At 42.7% G+C, this 26,018-nt stretch carries 28 protein-coding genes; 23 read left to right on the top strand and 5 right to left on the bottom strand.

Annotated elements, in window-relative coordinates; translation table 11 throughout:
- Positions 1-127: 127 nt before the first annotated feature.
- The 7 genes from ACZ42C_RS11705 (at position 128) to ACZ42C_RS11675 (ending at position 5,037) form a co-directional block, all read left to right on the top strand.
- A complete protein-coding gene (locus tag ACZ42C_RS11705; RefSeq protein ID WP_461180131.1) occupies positions 128-451 on the top strand; it encodes a hypothetical protein in 324 nt (107 codons plus the stop codon).
- A 105-nt stretch (positions 452-556) separates the two neighbouring features.
- On the top strand, positions 557-742 hold the full coding sequence (locus ACZ42C_RS11700; RefSeq protein ID WP_461180132.1) for a hypothetical protein: 186 nt from the start codon (positions 557-559) through the stop codon (positions 740-742).
- Positions 743-1,097: 355 nt separating this feature from the next.
- Positions 1,098-1,394 carry a sporulation transcriptional regulator SpoIIID gene (gene spoIIID / locus ACZ42C_RS11695; RefSeq protein WP_461180133.1) on the top strand — a complete coding sequence of 99 codons (297 nt, stop codon included), beginning with the start codon at positions 1,098-1,100 and terminating at the stop codon, positions 1,392-1,394.
- A gap of 336 nt (positions 1,395-1,730) precedes the next feature.
- Complete coding sequence (gene mreB / locus ACZ42C_RS11690; protein ID WP_461180134.1) at positions 1,731-2,732, top strand: rod shape-determining protein; 1,002 nt, start codon at positions 1,731-1,733, stop codon at positions 2,730-2,732.
- Positions 2,733-2,863: 131 nt separating this feature from the next.
- Positions 2,864-3,667 (top strand): flagellar hook-basal body protein, encoded by an 804-nt coding sequence (locus tag ACZ42C_RS11685; RefSeq protein ID WP_461180135.1) that lies wholly within the window; start codon positions 2,864-2,866, stop codon positions 3,665-3,667.
- Between the two features lie 15 nt (positions 3,668-3,682).
- Positions 3,683-4,516 carry a flagellar hook-basal body protein gene (locus tag ACZ42C_RS11680; RefSeq protein ID WP_461180136.1) on the top strand — a complete coding sequence of 278 codons (834 nt, stop codon included), beginning with the start codon at positions 3,683-3,685 and terminating at the stop codon, positions 4,514-4,516.
- 167 nt (positions 4,517-4,683) lie between these two features.
- Positions 4,684-5,037: a DNA-directed RNA polymerase subunit beta gene (locus ACZ42C_RS11675; RefSeq protein ID WP_461180137.1), complete on the top strand. Its 354-nt coding sequence runs from the start codon at positions 4,684-4,686 to the stop codon at positions 5,035-5,037.
- 1,179 nt (positions 5,038-6,216) lie between these two features.
- Here the strand turns inward: ACZ42C_RS11675 and ACZ42C_RS11670 are convergent.
- Positions 6,217-6,360, bottom strand: a complete 144-nt coding sequence (locus ACZ42C_RS11670; protein WP_461180138.1) for a lmo0937 family membrane protein — start codon at positions 6,358-6,360, stop codon at positions 6,217-6,219.
- 189 nt (positions 6,361-6,549) lie between these two features.
- Between ACZ42C_RS11670 and fabZ the strand changes: the two genes are divergently transcribed.
- From fabZ to ACZ42C_RS11620, 10 genes are all read left to right on the top strand, one after another.
- Positions 6,550-6,969: a 3-hydroxyacyl-ACP dehydratase FabZ gene (gene fabZ / locus ACZ42C_RS11665; protein ID WP_461180139.1), complete on the top strand. Its 420-nt coding sequence runs from the start codon at positions 6,550-6,552 to the stop codon at positions 6,967-6,969.
- Between the two features lie 227 nt (positions 6,970-7,196).
- Positions 7,197-7,448, top strand: coding sequence for a hypothetical protein (locus tag ACZ42C_RS11660; RefSeq protein ID WP_461180140.1), 252 nt, complete (start codon positions 7,197-7,199; stop codon positions 7,446-7,448).
- A gap of 351 nt (positions 7,449-7,799) precedes the next feature.
- Positions 7,800-8,267, top strand: a complete 468-nt coding sequence (locus ACZ42C_RS11655) for a hypothetical protein (protein ID WP_461180141.1) — start codon at positions 7,800-7,802, stop codon at positions 8,265-8,267.
- Positions 8,268-8,338: 71 nt separating this feature from the next.
- Positions 8,339-8,518: a hypothetical protein gene (locus ACZ42C_RS11650; protein ID WP_461180142.1), complete on the top strand. Its 180-nt coding sequence runs from the start codon at positions 8,339-8,341 to the stop codon at positions 8,516-8,518.
- A gap of 144 nt (positions 8,519-8,662) precedes the next feature.
- Complete coding sequence (locus tag ACZ42C_RS11645; protein ID WP_461180143.1) at positions 8,663-8,878, top strand: hypothetical protein; 216 nt, start codon at positions 8,663-8,665, stop codon at positions 8,876-8,878.
- Positions 8,879-9,080: 202 nt separating this feature from the next.
- Positions 9,081-9,509, top strand: coding sequence for a hypothetical protein (locus ACZ42C_RS11640; protein ID WP_461180144.1), 429 nt, complete (start codon positions 9,081-9,083; stop codon positions 9,507-9,509).
- 263 nt (positions 9,510-9,772) lie between these two features.
- Positions 9,773-10,270, top strand: coding sequence for a competence protein ComK (locus ACZ42C_RS11635; RefSeq protein WP_461180145.1), 498 nt, complete (start codon positions 9,773-9,775; stop codon positions 10,268-10,270).
- A 179-nt stretch (positions 10,271-10,449) separates the two neighbouring features.
- On the top strand, positions 10,450-11,319 hold the full coding sequence (locus ACZ42C_RS11630) for a TetR/AcrR family transcriptional regulator (RefSeq protein ID WP_461180146.1): 870 nt from the start codon (positions 10,450-10,452) through the stop codon (positions 11,317-11,319).
- A gap of 60 nt (positions 11,320-11,379) precedes the next feature.
- The gene (locus tag ACZ42C_RS11625) at positions 11,380-12,237 is read left to right on the top strand and encodes an efflux RND transporter periplasmic adaptor subunit (protein WP_461180147.1); all 858 of its coding nucleotides are present in this window, start codon (positions 11,380-11,382) and stop codon (positions 12,235-12,237) included.
- Positions 12,238-12,240: 3 nt separating this feature from the next.
- Entirely contained in the window at positions 12,241-15,297 is a 3,057-nt protein-coding gene (locus ACZ42C_RS11620; protein ID WP_461180148.1) for an efflux RND transporter permease subunit, read from the top strand.
- Between the two features lie 201 nt (positions 15,298-15,498).
- On the opposite strand, the gene ACZ42C_RS11615 is transcribed toward ACZ42C_RS11620, so the two are convergent.
- The 3 genes from ACZ42C_RS11615 to ACZ42C_RS11605 all read right to left on the bottom strand — a co-directional run bounded on the left by ACZ42C_RS11615 (position 15,499) and on the right by ACZ42C_RS11605 (position 17,360).
- Positions 15,499-15,942: a threonine/serine exporter family protein gene (locus tag ACZ42C_RS11615; RefSeq protein ID WP_461180149.1), complete on the bottom strand. Its 444-nt coding sequence runs from the start codon at positions 15,940-15,942 to the stop codon at positions 15,499-15,501.
- Between the two features lie 155 nt (positions 15,943-16,097).
- Positions 16,098-16,841: a threonine/serine exporter family protein gene (locus tag ACZ42C_RS11610; protein ID WP_461180150.1), complete on the bottom strand. Its 744-nt coding sequence runs from the start codon at positions 16,839-16,841 to the stop codon at positions 16,098-16,100.
- 114 nt (positions 16,842-16,955) lie between these two features.
- Positions 16,956-17,360, bottom strand: a complete 405-nt coding sequence (locus ACZ42C_RS11605) for a hypothetical protein (RefSeq protein WP_461180151.1) — start codon at positions 17,358-17,360, stop codon at positions 16,956-16,958.
- A gap of 352 nt (positions 17,361-17,712) precedes the next feature.
- On the opposite strand from ACZ42C_RS11605, the gene ACZ42C_RS11600 reads away from it, so the two are divergent.
- Positions 17,713-18,792, top strand: a complete 1,080-nt coding sequence (locus ACZ42C_RS11600; protein ID WP_461180152.1) for a glycosyltransferase family 4 protein — start codon at positions 17,713-17,715, stop codon at positions 18,790-18,792.
- A gap of 361 nt (positions 18,793-19,153) precedes the next feature.
- Here the strand turns inward: ACZ42C_RS11600 and ACZ42C_RS11595 are convergent, their stop codons facing one another.
- The gene (locus ACZ42C_RS11595) at positions 19,154-20,467 is read right to left on the bottom strand and encodes a nucleotide sugar dehydrogenase (protein ID WP_461180153.1); all 1,314 of its coding nucleotides are present in this window, start codon (positions 20,465-20,467) and stop codon (positions 19,154-19,156) included.
- A gap of 198 nt (positions 20,468-20,665) precedes the next feature.
- On the opposite strand from ACZ42C_RS11595, the gene galU reads away from it, so the two are divergent.
- The 5 genes from galU (at position 20,666) to ACZ42C_RS11570 (ending at position 26,011) form a co-directional block, all read left to right on the top strand.
- On the top strand, positions 20,666-21,553 hold the full coding sequence (gene galU / locus ACZ42C_RS11590; RefSeq protein WP_461180154.1) for a UTP--glucose-1-phosphate uridylyltransferase GalU: 888 nt from the start codon (positions 20,666-20,668) through the stop codon (positions 21,551-21,553).
- Positions 21,554-21,860: 307 nt separating this feature from the next.
- Positions 21,861-23,036 (top strand): glycosyltransferase, encoded by a 1,176-nt coding sequence (locus ACZ42C_RS11585; RefSeq protein ID WP_464891263.1) that lies wholly within the window; start codon positions 21,861-21,863, stop codon positions 23,034-23,036.
- Between the two features lie 94 nt (positions 23,037-23,130).
- The gene (locus ACZ42C_RS11580) at positions 23,131-24,231 is read left to right on the top strand and encodes a glycosyltransferase (protein ID WP_461180170.1); all 1,101 of its coding nucleotides are present in this window, start codon (positions 23,131-23,133) and stop codon (positions 24,229-24,231) included.
- Between the two features lie 20 nt (positions 24,232-24,251).
- Entirely contained in the window at positions 24,252-25,043 is a 792-nt protein-coding gene (locus ACZ42C_RS11575) for a glycosyltransferase family 2 protein (RefSeq protein ID WP_461180156.1), read from the top strand.
- 182 nt (positions 25,044-25,225) lie between these two features.
- The gene (locus ACZ42C_RS11570) at positions 25,226-26,011 is read left to right on the top strand and encodes an ABC transporter permease (RefSeq protein ID WP_461180157.1); all 786 of its coding nucleotides are present in this window, start codon (positions 25,226-25,228) and stop codon (positions 26,009-26,011) included.
- The last annotated feature ends 7 nt before the right edge of the window (positions 26,012-26,018 follow it).

Raw genomic sequence — 26,018 nt, 5'->3', positions numbered from 1 at the left:
ACCAATCATCCCGTGGATTTCACGGGATGCCGCGTCATATAACTTCATCCTATGTCCAATCACAAACGCTTGTTGACTAAGGTTCAATTTTTCCTTAAAAGTATTTAATTTACGTAGGAGGAATAATATGAAAAAAATGCAGTCCTTAATGTTGGTTGGCTTCGTTGTACTGGGAATTTCTTCAGCCCCCGGGATGGTCAGTGCAGATCCATGGCTGGGTGAATTGGATGAAACCGGGACTGGAGTGGGGACGAATAGTGACCCGTGGCTTGGAGAACTGGATGGATACAATCCGGAAGCTGGGACGAATAGTAGTGACCCGTGGCTTGGAGAACTGGATGAATACAATCCGGAAGCCGGTACGAATAGTGACCCATGGCTTGGAGAATTGGATGGATTCAATCCGGAAATGGGAACGAATAGTGATCCATGGCTGGGAGAGCTGGATTAATCAAAACAGATATAAAGCTTTCAAATAAGGGATAACAGGAGAATGAGTCTGTTACAAGATGGAAAAATTGAACCTTTTTCATAAAAATAGGAGAAATTCTATTCAATGGCATGGGTAAGTGGATGCCTTTTTATTTTGCTCTCATTACAGGTTGATTTTCTTACACACGCCATCCTCTTTACGGCAGGTCTTTCTGTTAAAGATATATCCGCAAAAAAAGCAGCAGCCCCCTTGCCGTTTAACGGATTTCCGCCAAAAGACACGTTAAAATGGCAGCGCCTTACCAATTGAATACCACTTCCACTTTCAAGATACTCCTTGTCCTTTTTGCTTAAAGATGCAATTTTAATCATAAACCCGGGTGTTGAGTAATAAAATGTTACAAACCAAGCATTCAAATTGTCTGAGGTGAGAGCTTGTGTGACATATTCAATCACCCTTTGATGGAATGTATATTTGCAAAAATAGATTACAGAAAATTCCTTTGATTTAACAGCAATGTCAAATGCATAAAAACCTATTTTTGCACATACATATTAACTCCATATATATGTAAATTCACTGGAGCAGCATAAAAGCAACGACTAAAAAATACACCTTGTCTCAACCGCACCTCGGAAATATCCAACATAGGGAGGCGAACGGTGTGCACGATTACATCAAAGAAAGGACTATCAGGATAGGAAATTATGTCGTTGAGACAAAAAAAACCGTCCGAGTGATAGCAAAAGAATTTGGTGTTTCCAAAAGCACTGTCCACAAAGATTTAACGGAACGTTTACCTGAAGTAAATCCGGAGCTGGCAAACCGGGTTAAAGAAGTACTGGAATATCACAAATCCATCCGGCATTTGCGCGGAGGAGAAGCAACGAGAAAGAAATACCGGTCAACTGAATTGGAAGAAAATGCATCGAGGGAAAATGAAGCAAAACCAGTAGGGTAACAGCAGCAAAGGGCTAGCCGAACGTATAGGAGGTGGTGCCTAGAGCGCTCATGCAGAACATATCGTTTCAGAGGAAATAGAATGAATAGCTTCCAAAAGCCCAAGCCAAATAGGTTTGGGCTTTTGGGTTTCTGAAAGGACACCTCCTGAATTGACTGTCCCACCTGTTATAAAGACCTTGGCAAGTAATGTTACTGCCCAGCCCTGTCAAAGGTAAAATTTCTGCAGAATTTTGGAGAAAGTGCAGTTAATTAGAGGATTTTGTGGTAAAATATAATATCAGTAGCATTATGTCAAGAATGTGAGACAGTAAATTAGCTAGGAGGATCCATACTCATGTTTTCTAGGGATATTGGAATCGACCTTGGAACTGCCAATGTGTTGATTCATGTAAAAGGAAAAGGAATCGTTTTAAATGAACCAGCGGTCGTTGCCATGGATCGAAATACGGGAAAAGTACTGGAAGTGGGAGAAGCAGCGCGCCGTATGGTTGGACGTACACCAGGAAACATTGAAGCAATTCGTCCGCTCAAGGATGGAGTTATTGCAGACTTTGATGTAACAGAAGCGATGTTAAAACATTTTATAAATAAAATAAATGTAAAGGGATTTTTGTCGAAACCAAAAATGCTCATTTGCTGCCCGACGAATATTACCAAGGTGGAACAGAAAGCAATAAAAGAAGCAGCTGAAAAATCAGGCGGTAAGAAAGTGTATTTGGAAGAGGAACCCAAGGTGGCGGCAATCGGATCCGGCATGGAAATCTTCCAGCCGAGCGGGAATATGGTCGTGGACATTGGAGGGGGTACCACAGATGTGGCTGTTCTTTCCATGGGTGACATTGTAACTTCCGAATCCATTAAAATGGCCGGTGATAAATTTGATGTGGAAATTCTTCAATACATAAAGAAGAAGTACAAACTGCTTATCGGAGAACGAACGTCGGAAGATATTAAAATTAATATTGCCACCGTATTCAAAGGGGCGCGGAAAGAAGAGATGGAGATTCGCGGCCGTGACATGGTAACAGGCCTGCCGCGGACCATCACCGTTTATTCAGAAGAAATAGAAGAGGCATTACGCGAATCTGCCAATTTAATTGTACAGGCTGCCAAATCGGTCCTGGAGCGCACACCACCAGAGCTGTCTGCTGACATCATAGACCGTGGGGTTATTTTAACAGGCGGAGGAGCATTGATTCACGGGATGGACCAATTATTGGCGGAAGAGCTGAAAGTTCCTGTATTTATTGCCGAAGAACCAATGAACTGTGTGGCAACAGGTACGGGAATTATGCTGGAAAACATTGATAAAATTGAACGAAAAAAAGTAGTGTAAACATCGAGTTTGATCAATGCCGGAAAGGCTTGATTTCCGGTGGAATAGGGGGGGCGAAATAGTGCAATGCTTTGCACATACGCCTCTTCATACATAATCTATAAAAATATGAAAAGAAAGGGGGGCTCCCTTTGTTACGAGGATTTTATACGGCAGCGAGCGGAATGATTGCACAGCAGCGGCACCAGGAAGCATTGTCCAATAATATCGCAAATGCCAATACACCCGGATATAAAGCTGATCAGGCTGCATTACGGGCTTTTCCGGAAATGCTTTTGCATGAAATCGGACATCAGCAATTGCCGGTAAGCCGCGGGCTGAACATGCCTCAACAAAATCCTGTAGGTGCTTTAAATACTGGGGTTTACGTACAGGAAACGGTTACGAATTTTATACAGGGGGATATGAAGGAAACCGGCATCACAACAGACATGGCTATTGTGGATGGAGTATTGCCGGATGAGACGGGCGGATTATTTTTCACGGTGCAAAATGAAGCAGGAGATGTCCGTTATACGCGAAATGGTAACTTCACTGTAGATGGTGCAGGTTTTTTAGTGACCAATCAAGGGAACTATGTACTGGATGAGGCAGGCAATGCGATCCAGACTAATGGAATGGAATTTCAGGTAAGCCGTGACGGCGTGCTGCAGCAGGAAGACCAGGATATTGCATTGGGAATTGCCTATACGGAAAATACTCAGGAGCTCGTAAAAGAAGGCGATGATCTCTTCAGCGGGGATGCCGGCGCCGTGCCTGCAGGAACAGCTTATTCGGTACAGCAGGGCTTTTTGGAACAGTCCAACGTGGATGCAATGCAATCCATGACCCAAATGATGGAATCCTACCGCATGTTTGAAACGAATCAGCGTGTACTGCGGGCGTATGATGAAAGTTTAGGAAAAGCAGTATCGGAAATCGGCAGACTCGGATAAAGGGAGGAATAACAGATGTCCAGATCCATGATTCAGGCAGCAGTGACGATGAACCAGCTCCAAAATAAGCTGGACTTAATCGGGAATAACCTGGCGAACAGCCAAACAACCGGATATAAATCACGGGAAGCGGATTTTTCCTCCCTTTTAACGCAGCAGATTAATAATGTAACCAACCCGCAAAATGCGGAAGGGCGATTAACTCCGGACGGGATCCGGGTGGGCTCAGGTGCGAGACTGGGCTCCACCAATATAAACATGGCTTTGGGATCAATCAATGAAACAGGCCGTGAACTTGATACTACATTGATGCAGCCAAATCATTTTTTCCAAATTGAGGTTACAGAGAACGGGGAAACGGAAACACGCTATACCCGGGATGGGGCTTTCTATTTAAGTCCGGTGAACAATAATCAGGATGTGATGCTCACCACTGGCAATGGAGACCCGGTGATGGGAGCGGACGGCGGTCCGATTATTATGGCGGATGGTTTTGATTCCATTACCATTCAACCGGATGGACAAATTACTGTAGTACGCGGGAATGCCACGGAAAATGCGGGTAATATTGCAATAACGGAAGCAGTTCGTCCAAGGCTTCTGGAAGCAGCCGGGGAAAATAATTTCCGCTTGCCTGATGTGGCAGCACTTGGTTTTGCAGAAGATGAAATAATGCAGGCGCAGGCAGGCAATCAGGAGCTACTGAGAAGCGGTGCCTTGGAACAGGCCAACGTCGATGTTGCCAAACAAATGACAGATCTATTGCAAACGCAGCGGGCCTATCAGTTTAACGCTAGAACCATTTCCATGGGAGATGAAATGAAGGGGCTTATTAACCAGCTTCGATAATTGCATTTTCCAGGTTGAACAGAGTGCGGTATCACGGGTTGTCAGGTGAACACGGCTGTATGATGACAGTAAGTGATTTGCAGAAAGTTTTACATACGTTTTACACCAACAATGCAACCAATATAGTAAACCAGAATTTCTAATCAAGAAGTTAAGGGGAAACAAACATGTCAACGAAACAAACAGGAAAAGCAGCAGAGGAAAGACAATCCAGACAGGCATACAAGGAAGCAAGAAAAAAAGAAAAGAAACAAAAGCGGCAGGAAAGCATGGCAAAAGAAGAAAACAGCGACAAAAGCCAATCGCGAAAACAGCGGAAGGAAAAACGGAAGGAAAGAAAACCGAGAAGACGCATCTTTCCACTATGGCTGCGCATTATTGTCGTTCTCCTGCTGGCAGCCGGTGCACTTGTATCCGGATTAATGATTGGGTTTGGTGTGCTCGGAGACGGAACACCAACCGATGTCCTCAAAGTGGAAACCTGGCAGCACATCATTGACATCGTTGTAAGTACGGAGTAACGGTAAGCATGTAGTAAAAAGGCGTCTGGAACTAATCCGGTATATACCTTATGGAAAGTGAACAATGCCAGCTCCATGAGTATATTTTTGTGGGAAAATTGCTGGGCCTTTATTGTGTTCGCATGCGAGTTCCAACAGCAGCCTGTGAGAAGAGCAGCTTACTTTTGAAGCGGGCATTGGCAGAAAATCTGACCAGGCTATTGTTAAGAGCACTTTCCCCAAGTAATGGGTGGACTCTCTACAGTGATGAGCGAATAGCCGGACTTATGAGCGGAAATCTTGAGTTATGGGCGAATCCCCGGTTATATGAGCGAAAATCTTGAGTTATGGGCGAATTTCTGGTTTTATGAGCGAAAATCTTGAGTTATGAGCGAATCTCCGGACATATGAGCGTAAATCTTGGGTTATGAGCGAATTTCCGGACATATGAGCGAAAATCTTGAGTTATGGGCGAATTTCCGGATTTATGAGCGGAAATCTTGAGTTATGAGCGAATTTCCGGATTTATGAGCGGAAACCTAGAGTTATGGGCGAATTTCCAGACATATGAGCGAAAATCTTGGGTTATGAGCGAATCTCCGGTTATATGAGCGAAAACCTAGAGTTATGAGCGAATCTCCGGTTATATGAGCGAAAACCTAGAGTTATGAGCGAATCTCCGGTTATATGAGCGGAAATCTCGAGTTATGGGCGAATATCCGGACATATGAGCGAAAATCTTGGGTTATGGGCGAATATCCGGACATATGAGCGAAAATCTTGGGTTATGAGCGAATTTCCAGACATATGAGCGTAAATCTTGAGTTATGAGCGAATTTCCGGACATATGAGCGAAAATCTTGAGTTATGAGCGAATTTCCGGACATATGAGCGAAAATCTTGAGTTATGAGCGAATAGCCGGACATATGAGCGGAAACCCCAAGTTATGAGCGAATCCCCGGCCTTATGAGCGTTCCCACTTGAGCTATGAGCAAGCACCCTAAATGCTTCCTTGCCTATTTACTTCTTTTTATCCGATGATCAGCTTTTCCGGCAGGGCGGGATAAGCTTTGTTCCGGTGGGCCGATATTCAGGCCCTGCCCTTGAAGCTTCTAGCCTTTTGAGCCTGAAAAGGCCTTCCCCACAGATGGAAGGCCTTTACTGTTTATCCTAAATTTGTATCCGGATTGTCAGGTTGGTCATACGCTTCTTCCGGTTATTAACCTGACAATTAAAACGACCAATGCAATCACAAGTAAAATGTGAATCAGATTGCCTGCAATTTCAAAACCAAACCCTAATAACCATAATACGAGCAGAATAATAAATATGGTCCAAAGCATATTTATCCCTCCCTAAGATTCTTTTTCGCTTATTTATTTCAAAAACGCTTGCACGTTGTGTCATTTATATTCCTTTACTTGCAATAAATAAAACATATCTTTGCTATAATGAACAGGGAAGGACTTCCTCCGGACATAGCAATTCAATGATACATCAGCAAAAATTAAATTGAACAAGGAGAGATGAAAATGGAAATTCAACAGATCAAAGAAACGATTCCCCATCGTTATCCTTTTCTTTTAGTGGACAGGGTAACGGAAATGGAAGAAGGGAAGCGTGTCGTTGGAATTAAAAATGTCACAGCCAATGAGCCCTTTTTTCAGGGACATTTTCCCGATTATCCTGTGATGCCTGGCGTATTGATTGTCGAGGCACTCGCACAGGTCGGCGCCATTGGGGTACTGGGAATGGAAGCGAATAAAGGAAAAATCGGCTTCTTGGCGGGACTCGATAAATGCAAGTTCAAACAACAGGTAAAGCCGGGGGACCAGTTGAAACTCGAAGTCGAAATCACTCGCATTAAAGGCCCCATCGGAAAAGGAAAGGGAATTGCAACCATCGACGGCAAAACGGCCTGTGAAGCAGAAATCACCTTTGCCATAAAATAAAACACCGGTTTGATTCTTCTGTTGCAGCGAAACGGAAATTTAAAATAATGGGTGGTTCTCCCGTAGCGAAATGCGGGTTAATAAACGCATCTACTTTCCTTTTTCGGCCGGGTTGGAATTTTCTTCGGGGATCGACAGGCTTTCAAGAAAATAGCAAAAATAAAGTATCACTTCTTTATAAATGGTTAAGCTAATGGCGACAGCGAACTTTATAAAGGAGGAAAATCATGAGTAAAAAACTTTTAATGAAACTGGGGATCCCTTTTATAGCATTGTCGATTGTTGCAGCTTGTGGTACAGGTGATGATATGGACCCGGTGGATGACGAAGCACCTTTAATTGAAGACGATGACGGCGCACCATTAAACCCGGATGAGGATAATGAAGACGGCGGGGAAATGTCGGATGACCCCCAGGATAACGACCTGGAAGAAGAATTCGAAAACCAGGATGGTACTGGTGGAACAGGCGTTCAATAAAATAATAAAAAAGCAGAACACTACCTGTACATAGGCATGTTCTGCTTTTTTTATTGGGGTGATATCGATTAACTATTTATTAAAAAATCGGACCACCGCCCATGTTGTAACAGCAGTCCCCTTTGTTACTAACGGAATCGGTAACAGAAGAGAGAGAAATAACACACTAAAATGGAGTATAAATCGCATAGCGTTTCATACTCCATTCTTAATTGATATAGAGAAGTTGTTCAATTTTGGGGAAGGTATGGTGGGAATGTATGTTAAAATACCCATAGAGAAACAGAACGTGTTTATTCAACTAAAATAGCAGATTTGTGAATTAATAATAATGTTGTTTAGGGGGTTTACATGAAAAAAAACATATTATTATTATTTATTTTAGTATTTACTTTTCTAAGTGCATGCGTAGAAAATGATAATGAAGTGCTTGAAGTAAAGGAAGATGAAAAAGAAATTGTAAGTATTGGAAAAGAGATTGATTATTTGGAAACTGTATTTGAAACAGCTAATAAATTAGAACCTGAAAAGGAAAACGAATATTCAAAAATACTGGGGGCAGAGGATTTTAAGAGTTTTGTACCACAAGGAAGTTTAATTACAGAAGTTAGTAAATCTTTAAGTGAAGATAAAGGTGGAAATGAAATCTACAATGTAACAATTGATTATAGATTAAATAATCATCGTGTAATCGTTACGTATTTTGAAGATGGATATATAACAAAATCAGATTTAAATCAAGAGACGGGAATTCTGTTATCAAACCGTAATAACGAAGATTATGAGAAATATTACTTCGAACGTCATCATTCTAAGTAAAATATTAAATAATAACATTGTAATCCTGTTTTTGTTCTGCTAACGGGTGCTTTAGTGTAAGGAGGCTAATAATGAATAAATATTATCGAAATATTATTGCAATAATACTTATTTTAATTATTTTTTTAACGCTATTCCCATATTGGCTTAACCTAAATTTTGGTTACTGGCAAATAATTTTAATTTTCGCAGGAGCATACGGCATTTATCTAAACGTAAAGGCTAAATTAATAGAGCGAAATCAAGCGTGAAGAAGCTAATGAGTTCATCTATTGTGAAAAATTCTATCTGAAGTAAAGGGTGCGATTCTTCAAGAAGGAGATTGCACCCATTTTATTGAAGTATAGGGCAGGGTTCATAATAATAATTTTTATAATGAATGAGGAGTTTAAAAGATGAAAAATTTTATTGGCATATTTTTGTCTTGTATTGTTATTACTTATATCTTTTCATTTTTCTTTCTAGCACTTATTGTAGAGAATCTTTGGGCTTTCGTTATTTTTGTTGCATTTCTGTTAGCTGTGTTTATTACAGTTTTTATAAGTCAAGAATCCAGGATGGAAGAATTAGAAAAGAAGGTAGAAGAGTTATCAAGTAATAAGCAGGATTAGAATTATTGTACTTAAAGTAAAGGGTGCTTTTACTTAACACTGTCGTAAACCTCATAAACGATCTTACTTTAAATTGGGGATTATGATCAACATTAGATTTTCCATGAATTGCTCTTCATATTGGGCACTGTTATGCAAATTTAGTGGATAATGTTCACTAAAGTTACAAAATCTAACAGTAAACTATTTAAGGAGCGATTACGTGAAGAAATTACTTGTTTTATTATCTGCACTATTATTTATATTACCTTCTATAAGTAACTCAGCTAATATAGAAGAACGAGAGAAGGTTAAACCGTTTGCTGAAGACTGGTATGTCACACCAGAGGACATTATTAAGGATATAATATTTTCATCAATTGATAAAAGAGTGATGCAGGAGTATCCAGGTAATGATGTTGCTGCTTTTGGTTGGCGGTTACAACGGATTGTTAATATTGTTTATAACAATAACCATTCTTATGATATTTCCGTAAAAGTTCAGGTGCCTGAAGAAAAAAATAAACCAGGATACTTTGCAGAGGATTTAGTAAAAGTAAGAGTCTCTCCTTCCTGTGATAGTCCTAAAATTTCGTGTACACATGGTTTTAGTGTAGAAGTAATAGAGTATAAAAAATACCAGAATAAGTAATCATTTACATCAACGCTCCGCCGTGTTTCCCGGTAACTGATTCGATCTGTAAAGCAATAAGAAGAAAACGGTAAACCTTTCTCTGACAATCCGGCTCTCAAAGAGACAAAGCCGGGAACATGGATTTTCCAGTAGCCGCAAATTGCCAAACCTCTCTTTCCAACCTATAATATTTTTACATTTTAAAATATTGTTTCCATTTTAGTTTTTTTATAGTAATATATTCCTATGACAGCATATTCATAAAAGGAGGAAAAAGGTACATGGAGAGAGGGTCTCATGCTGTATACGTCATTACATATCACACCAAAGCCATTATATATAAAGACTCTGCTTATTATCATTCACGGATACTGGAGGGAGATCGGGAGCGTCTCGTTATACATCATCCGGAGAAGATTATAGAACAAAATTGCCTGGTCTATAGTTCCGCATTACAGCTCAGAAAAAAGGAAGTAAAGGATATTCTTCACTCATCAAGTAAATTGCCCATCCCCATCTGCCCAGAGAAAGGATACTTTATGATTCCGACTGCTTCAACGAGAAAGAAAGATTGCGTGTGGCTGGCTTATCACCATATTCAATTTTATGAACAGCGGGATGATAAAACATACATCTGTTTTAATGACGGGACAGGTATTTATGTAAATATTTCCAAGAACGCATTTGATATGCAATATAAGCGCACAAGTCAGGTTATCGTTCATTATAAACGTCGGCTCCTCTTCGGCAGACCGAACTTCCCGGATGGTCTGTTATGATCAAGGATTCGTCACAACAAAATGGTTGTATAGGCTGCTTGTTACGTGTAATATGGAAAAGTGGAAAGTATATCACATTGAAATGACTGACCGGTAAGTCACTTTAGTTTTCAGTTAACATGGGGTACAGTGGTGAACCGGTATTCAAGCAATTAAATTGCAGAAAAACAGGTGGTACGATGAATGATAAACAAATGCGGCTGATCCAGGCTGGAATAAAGTTGTTTGCCGACAAAGGATATTACCATACTTCCATTCAGGAAATTGCCACGGAAGCGGGTGTATCCAAAGGGAGCTTTTATCTTTACTTTCAGTCGAAAGAGGAGTTTATCGCCAAGGCATATCGGTATTTTTATAATATAGTGACGGAAAAACTGGAGCGGGTGAAAAATGAAAAACTTCCTCCCCGAGAAATATTAGCAAAGCAAATAACGATACTCATGGAACTTATGTATAATTATAAAGATTTTTTCCGCATGCATATTAGAGAAAATATTACCATTGGAGAAGATATTAATCGACTGATTCACGAGATTAAAGAATATAATTTTAACTGGATGAAAGAGATGATCCTTTCCATTTATGGTGAATCGCAAAGGAAACTGCTGCTCGATACGGTCATCCAGTTTGACGGGCTGCTTAATGCATATTTTAAATGGATGGTATTCAATGATTTGAAAGTGGATAAAACAAGGGCAGGGACATTTATTATTTCCCGTCTGGATGATGTTGTTGATGGAATGAATCATAAAGCGGAACAGCCGCTGGCCGGGGGCTTAATTCGGGAAGTAGAAAACCCCATTGCCAAATTACAGTATAAACTAAATCAGCTGATGATCAGCGATAAAAAAAGAAAGCAATTGCAGGAAGTTATTGCAGTATTGGAAGAAGAAACAAGGAAGAAAACACATAATCCCGTGATTATTCAAGGGCTTCTGGCACATTTTGCACCGATTGAAGAAGTGAAGGAAGAATGCAGCCAGCTAGCTGAAACGTGGAATGTGGAACTGAGTCCATCATGGGAAGGAAAAAATGAAACATCGTCATAATACACTTCGTATATACAATAGGCTGATGATATACATAGTCGAGAGGAGAACGACAGCAAAATGAAAAAAGTGATATTTAGTTTGGCGGCATTGTTAATGGTTATTTTTCTTGCTGCCTGTAACGAAGAAGATGAAGAAATGGAAACAGAAGAAGAACGCGTTGTCCCTGTGGAAGTGGTCGAAGCGGAAGAAGGGGACTTGATTGCAGTTAATACGGTCTACGGAAGGACGGAACCAAACCGGACCACCCCGGTCATGGCAGAAACTCCCGGGGAAATTGATACGCTGGAAGTGGAAAATGGAGATACGGTAGAAGAGGATGACCTGATTGCCACCCTGGACACACCGGCAGGTACACAAAATATCAGAGCAGACCGGGAAGGGCAAATCACCAACCTGGAATATTCGGAAGGGGATATGGTGTCAAATGAAGAACCGCTCGCTGTCATTGCCGACCTGGAAGTGTTAAACATAACAGCAGGCGTAACGGCACAAGTGCGCGCTTTATTTGAAAAAGATGAGACAGTTACCGTGACGATTGATGGAAACGACATAGAAGGGGAAATTACTTCAGTCGGAAGCATGCCCGATGACACTGGTTTATATCCTGTCGAAGTGGAAGTGGAAAATGAAGAGGATGATTTTTTGCCTGGCATGATTGCAAAAATAGCCGTGGAGGAAACGGTGGCTACAGATACGATTATCGTCCCGACAGAAGCATTGGTGGAAGAAGCGGGGGGCACTTACGTTTATATCGTAACGGATGATGAAGCCATCCGCAGAGAGATAACCGTACAGGAAACACAGTCGGAAGAAACAGCACTTGAAGGTGACATTGAAGCTGGAGATCAAGTTGTGATAAGTGGTCAACTGACACTCACAGATGGCGCCCAGGTGAATGTAACGAAAGGGGAATAAACGTTGAAGCTAGTAAAAACATCCGTAAAACGTCCTGTTGGCGTTATCATGATTGTGCTCGCTGTTATCGCGCTTGGCGTTATCTCTTTTCGCAACCTGAATGTTGATCTTTTTCCTGATATAGATCTGCCAATAGCAGTTGTGGCAACATCCTATCAGGATGCAGCGCCCCAGGACGTGGAAAATTTAATCAGCAGGCCGATCGAATCTGCGGTCAGTACAGTAGAAGGCATTGATACCGTGCAATCGCAATCGCAGTCGGGCTCTTCTTTAGTAATTATGATGTTTGATACCGATACTGATCTCGATCAGGCATTACTGAATGTCAGGGAAAGTGTGGACCAGGTATCCGGTATGCTGCCGGATCAGGCCGGTGATCCGAATATTATGCGTTTTAATCCGGAGCAGCTTCCGGTCATCTGGGTCGGTTTGACAGGAGATAGTGCGGAAAACTTAACCGAAGTGGCCGATGATCAGATTGTGCCGTTTTTTGAACGCCAGGAAGGAGTCGGTTCCGTCACCATTGAAGGGGGACGGGAAAGGGAAGTCCAAATTGTTCTCGACCAGTCCAGTCTGGAACAATACGGCGTAACCACGCAAAATATAATGGAGGCATTGAACAGCTCGAACCAATCCGGTTCCGCCGGTACGGTGGACAGAGGGAACCAGGATCTGGAACTCCGTGTTACAGGCGAGTTTCAATCCCTGGACGATATTAAAGAAACCGTTGTTCAAACCGAAGCCGGTGCTACGGTACACATAGAGGACATAGCCGAAGTGAAGGACAGTTATAAGGACGCCGCCGATATTTCCCTGGTCAACGGGGAGCCCGCTGTGGTGTTATCGATATTAAAACAGACAGATGCCAATACGGTGGAAGTGGCGTCCACCATTCAGGACAGAATGAGTGAAGTTCAGGCGAGTTTGCCTCAAGATGTCAATCTGAATGTGCTCATCGATACATCTGAATTTATTCAGTTGTCCATTGATTCAGTCATACAAAATATTATTATTGGTGGAGCCATTTCATTTTTTGTACTGCTGCTGTTTTTAAAAAGCGTCCGTGCGACCTTTGTGATCGGATTATCCATCCCGATTGCCATTATATCCGCCTTCGCTTTGCTTTATTTTACAGGAGAAACACTGAATGTACTGACTCTTGGTGGTCTTGCGCTGGGTATTGGGATGGTAGTCGACAGTTCCATCGTTATTCTTGAACATATATTTACGTACCGGCAGCGCGGTTATAATTTAAAGGATGCAGCCATTAAAGGAGCAACCGAGCTCACTCCGGCCATTGTTGCATCTACGACGACTACACTTGTCGTATTCTTGCCAATTGTATTTGTCGGCGGCATTTCTGCAGATCTCTTTACTCCATTGGCAATGGCGGTTGCTTTCTCGCTTATTGCCTCATTGGTGGTAGCTATTACACTCGTGCCGATGCTGTCATCCAAACTGCTTCGAAAAATAGGTGGAGCTTCAGGGAGGCGTTATTGGTTTGATCGCTTCCTTGGTTGGCTGACGAATAAATACAAGGGTGTACTGAGGGGCGTGCTGAAATACCGGAAAACAACCATCGCCGGAACGTTTCTCGCTATCGTGGCAAGCCTGGCACTTATTCCGCAAATCGGCACCGAATTTATTCCGGCTGCAGATCAGGGACAGGTGGAAATCCGGGTGGAAACAGAAGTCGGCAGTACCCTTGATGTTACAGAGGGAATTGTAGAACAGGTCAATGAAAGACTGACAGACTATGAATCCTATATTGAAACAAGTTATGTAACCCTTGGTTCATCCGGTTTTGGTGGCGGAGGAAATCAGGCGATTTATACGATGCAGTTAATTCCGGCCGGTGACCGGGAACGGTCAACAACCGACATTGTGCAGGAAATGGATGAAGATTTCCGGACCATCGCCGGTGCGGAAATTACCGTAAACACCCTTGATGGCGGCATGGGAATGGGAGACCCGATCCAGATTCAGCTGAGCGGACCCGAGCATGAGGTTGTAAATGAGCTTTCCGAGCAGGTGATCGAGGAGATCTCCGAAGTCGAAGGTATTTTTAATCCGGAATCCTCGGCTGGAGAGGCAGTTCCGCAAATGAACATCCAGGTTGACCAAGAAGTAGCTGCGATGTATGGATTGAGCCAGGATCTTGTGTTGAATCAAGTACAGATGCAATTCACACATCAGGTAGCCACCCAATACCGGGAAGAAGGACAGGAATTGGATGTATCATTAATGTTTCCTGTGGAGGAACGAAGCACCATAAATGACTTGCATGATATGAAGGTTCAAACGCCAACCGGTGCATCTGTTCCGCTGCATGAGATAGCAGATTTTGAAGAAGCCCTTGGACCTGTAGCTCTATCCAGGCAGAACCAGCAGCCGCAAATGAATATAACCAGTGACATTGTGGACAGAGACCTTGGAAGCATCGTCAGAGACGTGGAAACCGTGCTGGAAAATATTAACCTGCCGGAAGGGTACAGCTTTGAAATGGGCGGGCAGGCCCAGGATATGAATGAATCATTTACAGACCTGGCAATTGCCCTGGTATTCTCGATATTTCTAGTTTACGCCGTCATGGCCATACAATTTGAGAATTTCCTATTTCCATTTATCATTATGTTTTCTTTGCCGGCCACGATAATCGGTGTGCTCCTTGGACTATTCATTGTAGATATTCCGCTGAGCATCCCAGGCTTTATCGGCGTGATTATGCTCGCAGGGATTGTGGTAAATAATTCGATCGTGCTTGTGGATTATATCAATATTTTAAGGCGGAATGGAAAAGCCCGCTACGAAGCTATTATTGAAGCAGGAGCAAGCAGGCTTCGTCCCATCCTGATGACCACATTAACGACAATCCTGGCCATGGTCCCGCTCGGACTTGCACTGGGAGAGGGAGCCGAAATGCAGCAGCCCCTGGCTGTAACAATCATTTTCGGACTCGGCATAGCAAGTATATTCACCTTGCTGTTAATCCCGGTAGTATACAGTTTATTTGATGACCTGACAGCGAAAATTGTTCGAAGGAAAGATAAAGAGGCATAGATTCGGAAGCCCCCCATCCTTTGTGGATGGAGGGCTTTTTTTTGATCGCTCGGTTGGGGGGGTAGTTCGCTTGATTATGCATGGATTTCGCTCGGTTCCCGGCCGATTCGCCAAGGCATGAACTTCGCTCGACCTCGCGCAAATATCGCTCGCTCTCCGAATTAACCTCCTCCATACTGTCCGAACAAACCTCCCGATCCATCAAGGGCCAAGCCACTTCCATGTTTTTTTAATCACCTGATTCGCAACCTCGGAAAACATAAGTCCAATGGCAATCCCACCCGCCAAAAGCATTACCTGGGTGGATAGCTGGACAGCGGTCGTGTAATCATTTAGCACAAAATGACGCATTGCATCATAGGCGATTCCGCCAGGTACAAGCGGTATGATGCCGGAGACATTGAAGATGATGACAGGTGTTTCAAACATTTTTGCGCAAATCTGACTCAGTACTGCGACAAGCATCGCTGCGAAAATAGTGGAAGGAACGACATCCAGACCTTCCGATGTTAGGGTGATATATAAAATCCAACCAAACATGCCGACAAGACCGCACTGAAAAAGTGCCCGTTTTGGTGCATTAAACAAAACACCGAAACCGGCTGCGGCAATAAAACTGGTAAATGTATGAGTAAGGATCATCATGGAAAACACCTCTTTTTACCGGGATAGAAATGCAGCAAATTTTCTGTCATTCCGCTTATTCCAGCTTCGTACAAAGTTTAACGACGGAGGCAGCTGCACTCACCGATTAATGGTGGGATCACCTGTTCATCCGAAAAGGAACCTGCCCCGTATTCCTATAAAAATGCGAACACGACTGCTACGCCAGCGCCGATGGCAAAGGCGGTCAACAGTGCTTCGACCCCTTTGGAGACACCTGCAACCAAATGGCCCGCCATTAAATCACGGACGGCATTGGTAATGTGCAGGCCCGGAACGAGCGGCATGACGGCACCGATAATGATCATATCCAGGGACAGTCCGAAGCCATAATGAATCGAAACCACAGCAGCCAGACCAATGACAAAGGACGCGAGAAACTCAGCGATAAACTTAATTTCCACGAGTTTTTCAAAAAAAAGCATACTGGCAAACCCGAGTCCCCCGGCGAGAAAGGCAGGGGTAAAATCCCACCAGCTGCCACCGAACATAATGGCAAAACTGCCGCTCACCAAAGCAGCTGCCATGACCTGCAGCCACGCCGGAAATGTTAACTTTGCCTGGGAAATGTTATTTAACATCAGTTTCGCCTCAGAAGGACTCAACTCACCTGCTGCAATTTTTCGGGATATCTGATTTACTTCTGCAATTTTATGCAGATCTGTAGCTCTTGATGTGACCCGGCGAAAGTACGTCATGTCCTGATTTTCATGGGAAAAATTAATCCCGGTCGGTGTGGCATAGCTTTGCGCATTTTTTAATCCATACGCATCAGCGATCCGATTCATCGTATCCTCCACCCGGTAAGTTTCCGCTCCGCATTCCAGCATGATTTTCCCGGCAAGCATGCATACCTTTGCCGTTGATACTTGTTTTGTCATGATAAAACACCTTTCCCCGGTACTGGCTTCTATATTTGAGTATAATGTCCTTTTTAAGGAAAAGAAAGTGCTCCGTCAAAAAAAAGCAGGCCGGGTGTTCCGGCCTGTTTGAAATTATTGTGGCATCATTAAAATTAAACCAACCAACGAAATGAGCGGTATGGCAGTCGACAGCGGAATGCTGACCATGGAAAAGGAATGAACAAGGGTTTTGGTTTCCGGTCGAACATCCACTTTCTTTTGCAAAAAAATAAATGAAATGGCAAAGGACATAATGAATAAAACAATCAGCCCGGGTATGTAGAGTTCCGCCATATTTGCAACTGACTCCATATTTACAAAGCCGTAAATAATCAGGATAATGGGAATGACTTCACTTACTGCAACACCAATCATGAAGTTTGTCTGAACTTTTCCCCGTGCCTCTGGGTCTTTCTTTAATTTTTCCACGTTGATTTTATAAAGAATTAATATAGGAATGACTGCGAGTGCTGCCGCTGCAACAAATAAGTAAGGCATGGTACGACCTCCTTTTACAGAATTTTTTGGTGGCGTAGCTTTCTTGAAGTGTGTTGAGAAATTTTTGTACTTTCAAACATAATTAAAAACCATATAAATTCTACCATAATTTTCACACCGGCTCAATCAGCATTAATTTGGGACTGTGGTACAGTGGTTCCTCGCCCCATCGTAAAGATTTGGGACTGCGGTACAGTGGTTCCTCGCCCCACCGTAAAGATTTGGGGCTGTGGTACAGTAGTTCCTCGCCCCACCGTAATAATTTGCTAAACCTCCCTATACTTCGCTATAATTTAAGGCAATTACAGTTAAACTGCTATGACTATAGACAACATGATTTCAGGAGAGAAATATGTTTAATTATGCCGAACTGGCAATTGCCTTTGCGATTGCCCTCATATCCGCTTTTTTAATTACCTATCCGGTAAAGAAGCTTTCCATTAAATGGGGAGCTGTGGATTTCCCCAACCACCGGAAAATACATACAAAAGTCACTCCCCGTCTGGGTGGACTGGCTATTTTTGCCGGTTCCCTGATCGGGCTGCTCTATCTTTTTCCCAGTCACCCAAACCTTCCGGAAATAATTCTTGGCTCGATTGTAATTCTTATAACCGGTGCCCTGGATGACCGGTACGGACTCCGGCCTGGTGTGAAACTGACCGGACAGATCATTGCAGCTTCTTTTCTTATCTCGGACGGGTTGATCATTGACCGGCTGACATTACCGTTTTTTGGTACGGTCGAGCTTGGTTTTATGAGTGTATTGATTACCCTGCTTTGGGTGGTCGGTATTACAAATGCCATCAACCTGATCGATGGACTGGACGGGTTGGCGACAGGTGTTACAACGATTGCGCTGATCAGTATTTTTATTATGGCGCTCATAGATGCCCAGGTGATTGCTGCTTATTTGAGCATTGTTTTGATAGGTGCCAACCTTGGGTTTTTATACCATAATTTTTATCCGGCAAAAATTTATATGGGAGATGCCGGCTCCAATTTTCTCGGTTACATGATTGCGGTCGTTTCCATGCTCGGTTTGTTTAAAAATATTGCTTTATTCGGTTTCATTATTCCGGTGATTGTGCTGGCGGTACCGATTTTCGATACACTGTTTACGATGATCAGACGGGCCTCCAATAAAGAGAACATTATGACAGCCGATAATAAACATATTCATTATCAGCTGCTCCGACTCGGGTACAGCCACAGAAAAACTGTACTGATCCTGTATGTAGTCAGCGCTCTGTTCGGAACGATGGCCATCCTGTTTTCCAACGCCAGCATGATGACATCCATCGTCATCACTTTCTTCGTACTTGTTCTCTTACACATATTTGCAGAGATTATGGGTCTCGTCATGGGGGGGAAACGGCCTGTCCTTGATGCGCTGCAAAAAATAGTCAGGAAAAAGCAAAGGAGCGAGGATTAAAGCAAAGGGGCTGTTTTTCTTGTTGAAGTGAGGAGTGTCCCGCTTACAGTTTTTTGAGAATAAAAGCTGTGCAGAATGTCGTGCATATAATCCAGCCAGGAAATTGTTTATCATTGATTTTTGAAAACTGGGATGACGCACCGAGGAGAAAAACACAGTAAGGGAAGAAATAAAAGAGCTGAATGAAAAAATACGGATATGCCTTCATTGCCCTGCCTGAATTGTATTTTTAGGAAGGAATAAAAACTGCATCCGGATGCAGCTAAGAATCTGTAGTTGAAACATCTGCCTGACGAGCTGTGTTTGCCAAAAAGATGAAAAACTAAAGGGAGGGGGACAGTTGACCTGTCCCCCTGACCACCTACAAACTCCAATAATGAAAACCTCTGCGCTCACATTCTTTTCTGTCAAAGGTACTTTTTATATCGACGAGCACTTTCTTTTCATTTTTATAAAGTTCTTCCAGTCTGTCCAAATTAAATTCTTCCTTCAATTCCTGATGCGGCACGGCCATGACAACGGAATCGAGATCATGCAATTCTTCTTTGGCTGCCAATTCGATGCCGAATTCACGGTAGACATTTTCCGATTCAGCCACCGGGTCATACACGATCACGTTTACCCCGTACTCCTTCAGTTCATCAATAATATCGATGATACGGGTATTTCTGACATCACCTACGTTTTCCTTAAATGTCAGACCAAGAATGGCCACTTTTGCCCCGTCAATCTCCTGCTTCGCTTTTATCATTTTCTTAATTACATTGCCTGCTACATATTTGCCCATGTCATCATTAATTTTTCTGCCGGATAAAATTATTTGCGAATGATATCCCAACTGTTCTGCTTTATAAGTGAAATAATACGGATCCACGCCAATACAATGGCCGCCGACCAGTCCAGGTGTGAATTTCAGGAAATTCCACTTGGTGCCGGCCGCTTCCAGTACGGCTTTTGTATTAATATCCATTTTATTGAAAACCATGGAAAGCTCATTCATAAAGGCAATATTAATATCCCGCTGGGAGTTTTCAATAACCTTTGCCGCCTCCGCCACTTTGATCGACTCGGCCTCATGCACACCGGCTTCAATAATCGAGCCGTATACATCGGAAATTTCCCTTAGTGCTTCCTCATCCGAACCGGAAACAATTTTAATAATTTTCGTCAGGGTATTCACTTTATCACCCGGGTTAATGCGCTCCGGTGAATAACCAACTTTAAAATCTTCCCCAAACACCAAACCGGACTCTTCCTCCAGGACAGGGATGCAAATTTCTTCCGTCGTACCGGGATAAACCGTGGATTCATATACGACAATGGAACCCTCTGTGAGGTTCCGGCCAACCGTTTTGCTGGCGCCGATCACCGGTTCCAGATTCGGTGTTTTGTCAATATTAATCGGGGTGGGAACGGACACAATATGAAATTTGCATTCTTTCAGATCCGCTTCGTCACTGGTGAAAGTCATCGTGGTATTACGGAGCGCTTCATCTCCGACTTCATCCGTGACATCCACACCGCTCCTGTATTTATCCAGTTTTTCCTGATTGATGTCAAACCCGACGACATCATATTTCTTAGCGAGTTCCACCGCCAGCGGAAGACCGACATAGCCGAGACCGATGACGGAGATTTTTTCTTTTCCATCCTTTATATCTTCAAATAAACCCATGCTATTTTCATTCCTTTATTAAAACTTTTATCTCAAATTCACTATACAATTATATCACGCTATTGTATAGCATTTTCTCTTCGTAGCATCGCCTAATTACGACATAACATGCAAATGTGATAAACTTAAGAGTAACTGGAAAAACGATATTTAATTGAAGGAAATATACGATCATTCATGGAAAAGGAGACAAATTGTATGCAAGTGAAGAAAGCAATTATTCCCGCTGCCGGTCTTGGTACTAGACTGTTGCCGGCCACGAAAGCAACCCCGAAGGAAATGCTGCCAATTGTAGATAAGCCGACGATTCAATATATTGTTGAAGAGGCGGTGGATTCCGGGATAGAGGATATTATCATTATTTCCGGAAGAGGAAAGCGTGCCATTGAGGATCATTTTGATACTACGTATGAACTGGAAGCAAAGCTTGAAAAAACGGGGAAAACAGAAGTACTTGAACAGGTCCGCTCCATTTCCAACCTGGCTAATATTCATTATATCAGACAAAAGGAACCAAAAGGGCTAGGCCATGCCATTGCCTGTGCAAGCAGTTTTGTCGGCAATGAACCTTTTGCTGTATTACTCGGTGACGATATTGTCGAATCAGAAGTGCCTTGTTTGCAACAGCTTCTACAAGTTTATGATGAACATCAGTGCTCTGTTATTGGCGTTCACGACGTGCCGTGGGAGGATGTGTCCAAATACGGCATTATTAAGGCAGCAGATGGGAAAGACTTTGGTGCCTCCATAAAGGAAATTGAAACGATGGTGGAAAAACCGAAGCAGGAAGAAGCGCCGTCCAATTTGGCGGTAATGGGAAGGTACGTGCTCACCCCTTCAATCTTTGATATTTTGAAAGACCTGCCACCTGGAAAGGATAACGAGATTCAATTAACGGATGCGATTAAAATCCTGCATGAATCGGAACAAGTGCTTGCCTATAATTTTGACGGGGAACGTTATGATGTGGGTAACCAGCTGGGACTGGTGGAAGCTACGATTGATTTTTCGCTGAAACGTTCAGATTTGCACGAAGATGTAAAGGCGTATATGAAAAAGAAGCTGGCTTCATTAGGTGAGAAGTAATGAAAGGAGGAAGTCAGACACCACCCCTGACTTCCTTTATAGCTGCTATGTTTAAAACTTATTTGGTCTCGCACGCCAACATGGAAAACTCGCTCGCCCTTGCTTGAAATCCGCTCGACACTACTAAGTTCCCGATCGACTTCCATTAAATTTCGCTCCACTTTCCAAATCCCTCAACCCCTCACTCACACCCTGAATTTAAGGTCAATCAGCCAATCGCAAACAATTAAATTTTACCCCTTTTTTCCAAACAATTTGACAATTTATTTATCCGTGCTCCTATGGTATAATTCGTGAAGTGTAAATCATGAAACAGAACCATCAACAGCACTACAAGCATGCAAGAGGAAGGCTGAATAAGTTGAAAAAGATTAAAGTTATATTTTTTATCTACCAGATGGGTGCCGGCGGCGCCGCAAGAACGATGCTGAACATCCTGAATAACATGGACCGTACAAAGTTCACGCCTGTGCTTGTTACGCTTGACTATGATGGAAGCTATGAAAACTATATAAATGAAGATATAAAATTTATTAAATTAAAGACAAAACGCCTTCGCTCGGCCATTTTACCACTGGCAAAAGTGATCCGCACGGAAAAGGCGGACATTGTATTCAGCACGATTCCAAATTATAATACGATCGCGATTGCAGCAAGGGTTTTGTCGTTTACCCGTGCAAAAAATATCGTCCGTGAGGCCGCATACCTCGGCGGCAGTTTCCGTGCCAACATGAAATTGCGGGTGATGGGGATGCTATATAAACTGACGAGTCAGGTTGTTGCCCTGTCCTACGGGGTGAAGGAGAATATAGTAAGACGCTACAAAGTAAAACCGGAAAAAATCCGTGTGATTTATAACCCGGTGGATGTGGACAACATAGCAGCACATATGGAAAAAGGAGAAATCGACCCGGAACATGAAGAGGTTTTCCGTGGAGATGCCAAAGTACTGATTACCGCAGGCAGACTTGTGAAAGATAAGGATCATGAAACATTGATTAACGCTTTTGCAAAAGTAAATGAAAAAATGAACGCGAGACTAGTCATTCTGGGTGAAGGAGAACTGGAAGAACCATTGAAAAACCAGGCAAAATCCCTCCATCTGCAGGATTACATCCATTTTCTCGGTTTTCAGCAAAACCCGTATGTTTATTTTAAGCATGCCGATTTGTTTGTACTGTCCTCCATCAGGGAAGGGTTTGGTCATGTGCTGACAGAAGCACTTGCGACAGGAACGCCGATCGTTTCCACAGACTGCAGGCCAGGGGCAATGGAAGTGCTCGACAGCGGGGCATACGGTATCCTTTGTAAAACTGGAGATGCCAATGATATGGCCGAAAAAATAATCAGCACATTAAAACTTGACCAGAAACAAACACAGAAAATGATCGATAAAGGAATCAGCCGCGCCAATGAATTTCATGCACGGAAAATCGTAAAAGAATATGAAGAAACTTTCTCAAACACCGTAATTAGGAGATGATGGAGTAATGACTCCAAATGAGAGGAAGCATGCTGCGGCTGCCACACGCAGTACCAAAGCAAAAAACGAGAGAAAAAATAACCGTGTGGTACATATGACAACCGTACATCATCCTTATGACCCGCGTATTTACCATAAAGAATGCATGTCACTGGCTGCGGCGGGTTTTGATGTGACATTAATTGCTCAACCCCCGGAAAACAGCCAGCTGAATGAAACGAAAGCAATAAGACATATACCTTTAAAAACATACACAAGCCGACTGAAAAGAATGATTTTCGGCACCAGGGAGGCTTATAAAAAGGCAAAATCCCTGAACGCAGACGTTTATCATTTCCATGATCCGGAATTACTGCCGGTCGCATGGCTGTTAAAAAAGAAAAACAACCATGTCATATACGACATACATGAAGATTACATCACAAGCATTCTCCAAAAAGACTATCTGTCCAGGCCGATCAAAAAAATGATTGCCGCTGCGTACAAGTATATGGAGAAGTTTTTCGCGCGAAATTTTCAGCTTTGTCTCGCGGAAAAATATTATAAAGAGATGTACCCAAATGGAGAGTTAATTTTAAACTATCCAACCGTGAACGAAAAATTTATGAAACATAACAGACAAGGCAGCCCACAGGAGGATAAATTATTGTATACTGGTAATGTATCCCACGTTCGGGGCGCACTTTTTCATGCGAAAATTCCGCTCATCGACGAGCAGGCAGAAGTTCATTTTGTCGGCAAATGCCCAAGTGACCTGGCAAAAGAGATGGAAGCAGCAGCTGGAGCGGAAAAGGACAGGCTGCACATCGAGGGAATTGATCGGTTTATTGAAAAAGAAGTGATTGAAGACCGTTATCTTGAACGTAATTGGCTGGCCGGGATTGCCCTTTTTCCGCCGACAGAACATTACATGAAAAAAGAACTGACGAAGTTCTTTGAGTATATGAATGCAGGATTGCCGGTCATATGCTCCAACTTTCCGGTGTGGAAAGCGTTCATGGAAACCTATGAATGCGGCATAGCAGTAGACCCGAATAATGATGAAGAAATAAAAGAAGCAATCCGATACTTGAGAAATCACCCGGAAGAAGCTGAAAAAATGGGTGAAAACGGAAAAAAAGCAGTACAGGAACATCTGAATTGGCGAACACAGGAAGAGAAACTGGTCGCATGGTATGACGAATTGCTCAACTAAAAAAGAATGGGGCCGATAACTTGGAAAAGCTGGAAACCCCTTTAATTTCAGTAATTACACCTGCTTATAACGCAGAGAAATTTATACATGAAACCATTGAATCCGTCTTAGCTCAGACTTACACAAACTGGGAAATGATCATCGTTGACGATTGTTCATCGGATAAAACGGCAGATATCGTAAAAAGCTATGAACAGGAAGACAGCCGGATTAAACTGCTTCAGCTCGAACAAAACAGCGGATCGGCAGTTGCCCGAAATACGGCGATGCGGAATGCAGGCGGAAAATACATCGCCTTCCTGGACAGTGATGATCTTTGGTATCCGGAAAAGCTGGATAAACAATTGCAGTTCATGCAGGAGAAAAACATAGCCTTTTCCTTTACGAAATATATTCGCATGGAAGAGGACGGCACATTAAGAAATGCCATTTCCAAAGCACCGGAATCTGTTGGCTACCATGATTTGATGAAACATTGCGTGATAGGGTGTCTTACAGTAATGATTGATAAAGAAAAAATTGGGCCGCTGGATATGGTAAATATCCGGACAAGACAGGATTATGTTTACTGGCTCACCATTACAAAGATGGGTTACCGTGCCTACGGATTGCCTGAAGTGCTGGCAAAATACCGGAGTGTTGACAATTCCATTTCCAGTAACAAATTAAAGGCTGCAAAACGGCAATGGTATGTATACAGGGTAATTGAAAAGAAGAATTTAATAAAAAGCATCTATTATTTTGCACATTATGCAGTCATTGGACTGAAAAATAGTATAAAATATAGAATGGCCGATAGAAAAGAAACATAAAATCGGCTGGAGCGTCGGGGGGGAATAGGGGCTGAATCAGTCATGAAGCAGGGCTTGTTGTTCAGAAGAGAATTGCTGCAATATAAAAAAACGAAACTGGACGAAAAAGCGCGAAAATGACCAGCAGCATGTTTTAATTATTTCCCCCGAAGCAAAGTTAATTAGGCGGTGTCATCCATAAAATGAGACAATACATACAGGAAATAATAAAAAGAAAAGATTTACTATTCTACTTGGTAAAATCCGGACTGAAAGCAGAACACCGGAACAGCTACCTCGGCTATTTCTGGTGGATTTTGGATCCGTTATTGAACGTACTCGTTTTCTATACATTAGTTGTAATCATATTGCAAAGAGACAGCCAGGGCGACTATCCATTCGCATTATTCCTTGTGATTGGACTGGTGGCGTGGAGATGTATCAGCAGCACAGTGAATTCATCGGCCAAATCGATTATGCGTTACAGCTCAATCATTAATCAGGTATATTTGCCGAAATCAATCTTTCCGCTGGCTTTTACGCTGACGCAATTATTTAATTTCGGTTTTGGGCTTATTGTAGTGGCGGTATTTTTGCTGGCATACGGATATATACCCGGCTGGGAAGCACTTTATCTCCCGGTCCTCGTGCTGATTCAAACCGCGTTTTTACTGGCAGTCGGTCTCGTGCTGGGTTTTGTTACCGTGTTTGTCAGGGACATTGATAATCTCATGACGTACGTAACGAGGATTTTCTTCTACGCCTCTCCGATCATCTGGGAAGGCGGACGCCTGCCGCCGGAATACGGCTGGGCCGTTGCAATAAACCCGGTGGCACATATAGTGGAAAATTACCGGAACATTTTAATGCACGGTACAACACCGGATCTTGTACCATTAACGATTATTTTCATTCTGTCAATAGCTGTCATTATTTTCATGCTCTATTACTACAACAAAAATGAACACAAAATTATTAAAGCATTATAAAAGAGGT

The sequence above is a fragment of the Virgibacillus kimchii genome, from assembly GCF_055379185.1.
The sequence above is the reverse complement of the archived record's forward strand: the minus strand, read 5'-3'. Positions and strand labels throughout refer to the sequence as shown.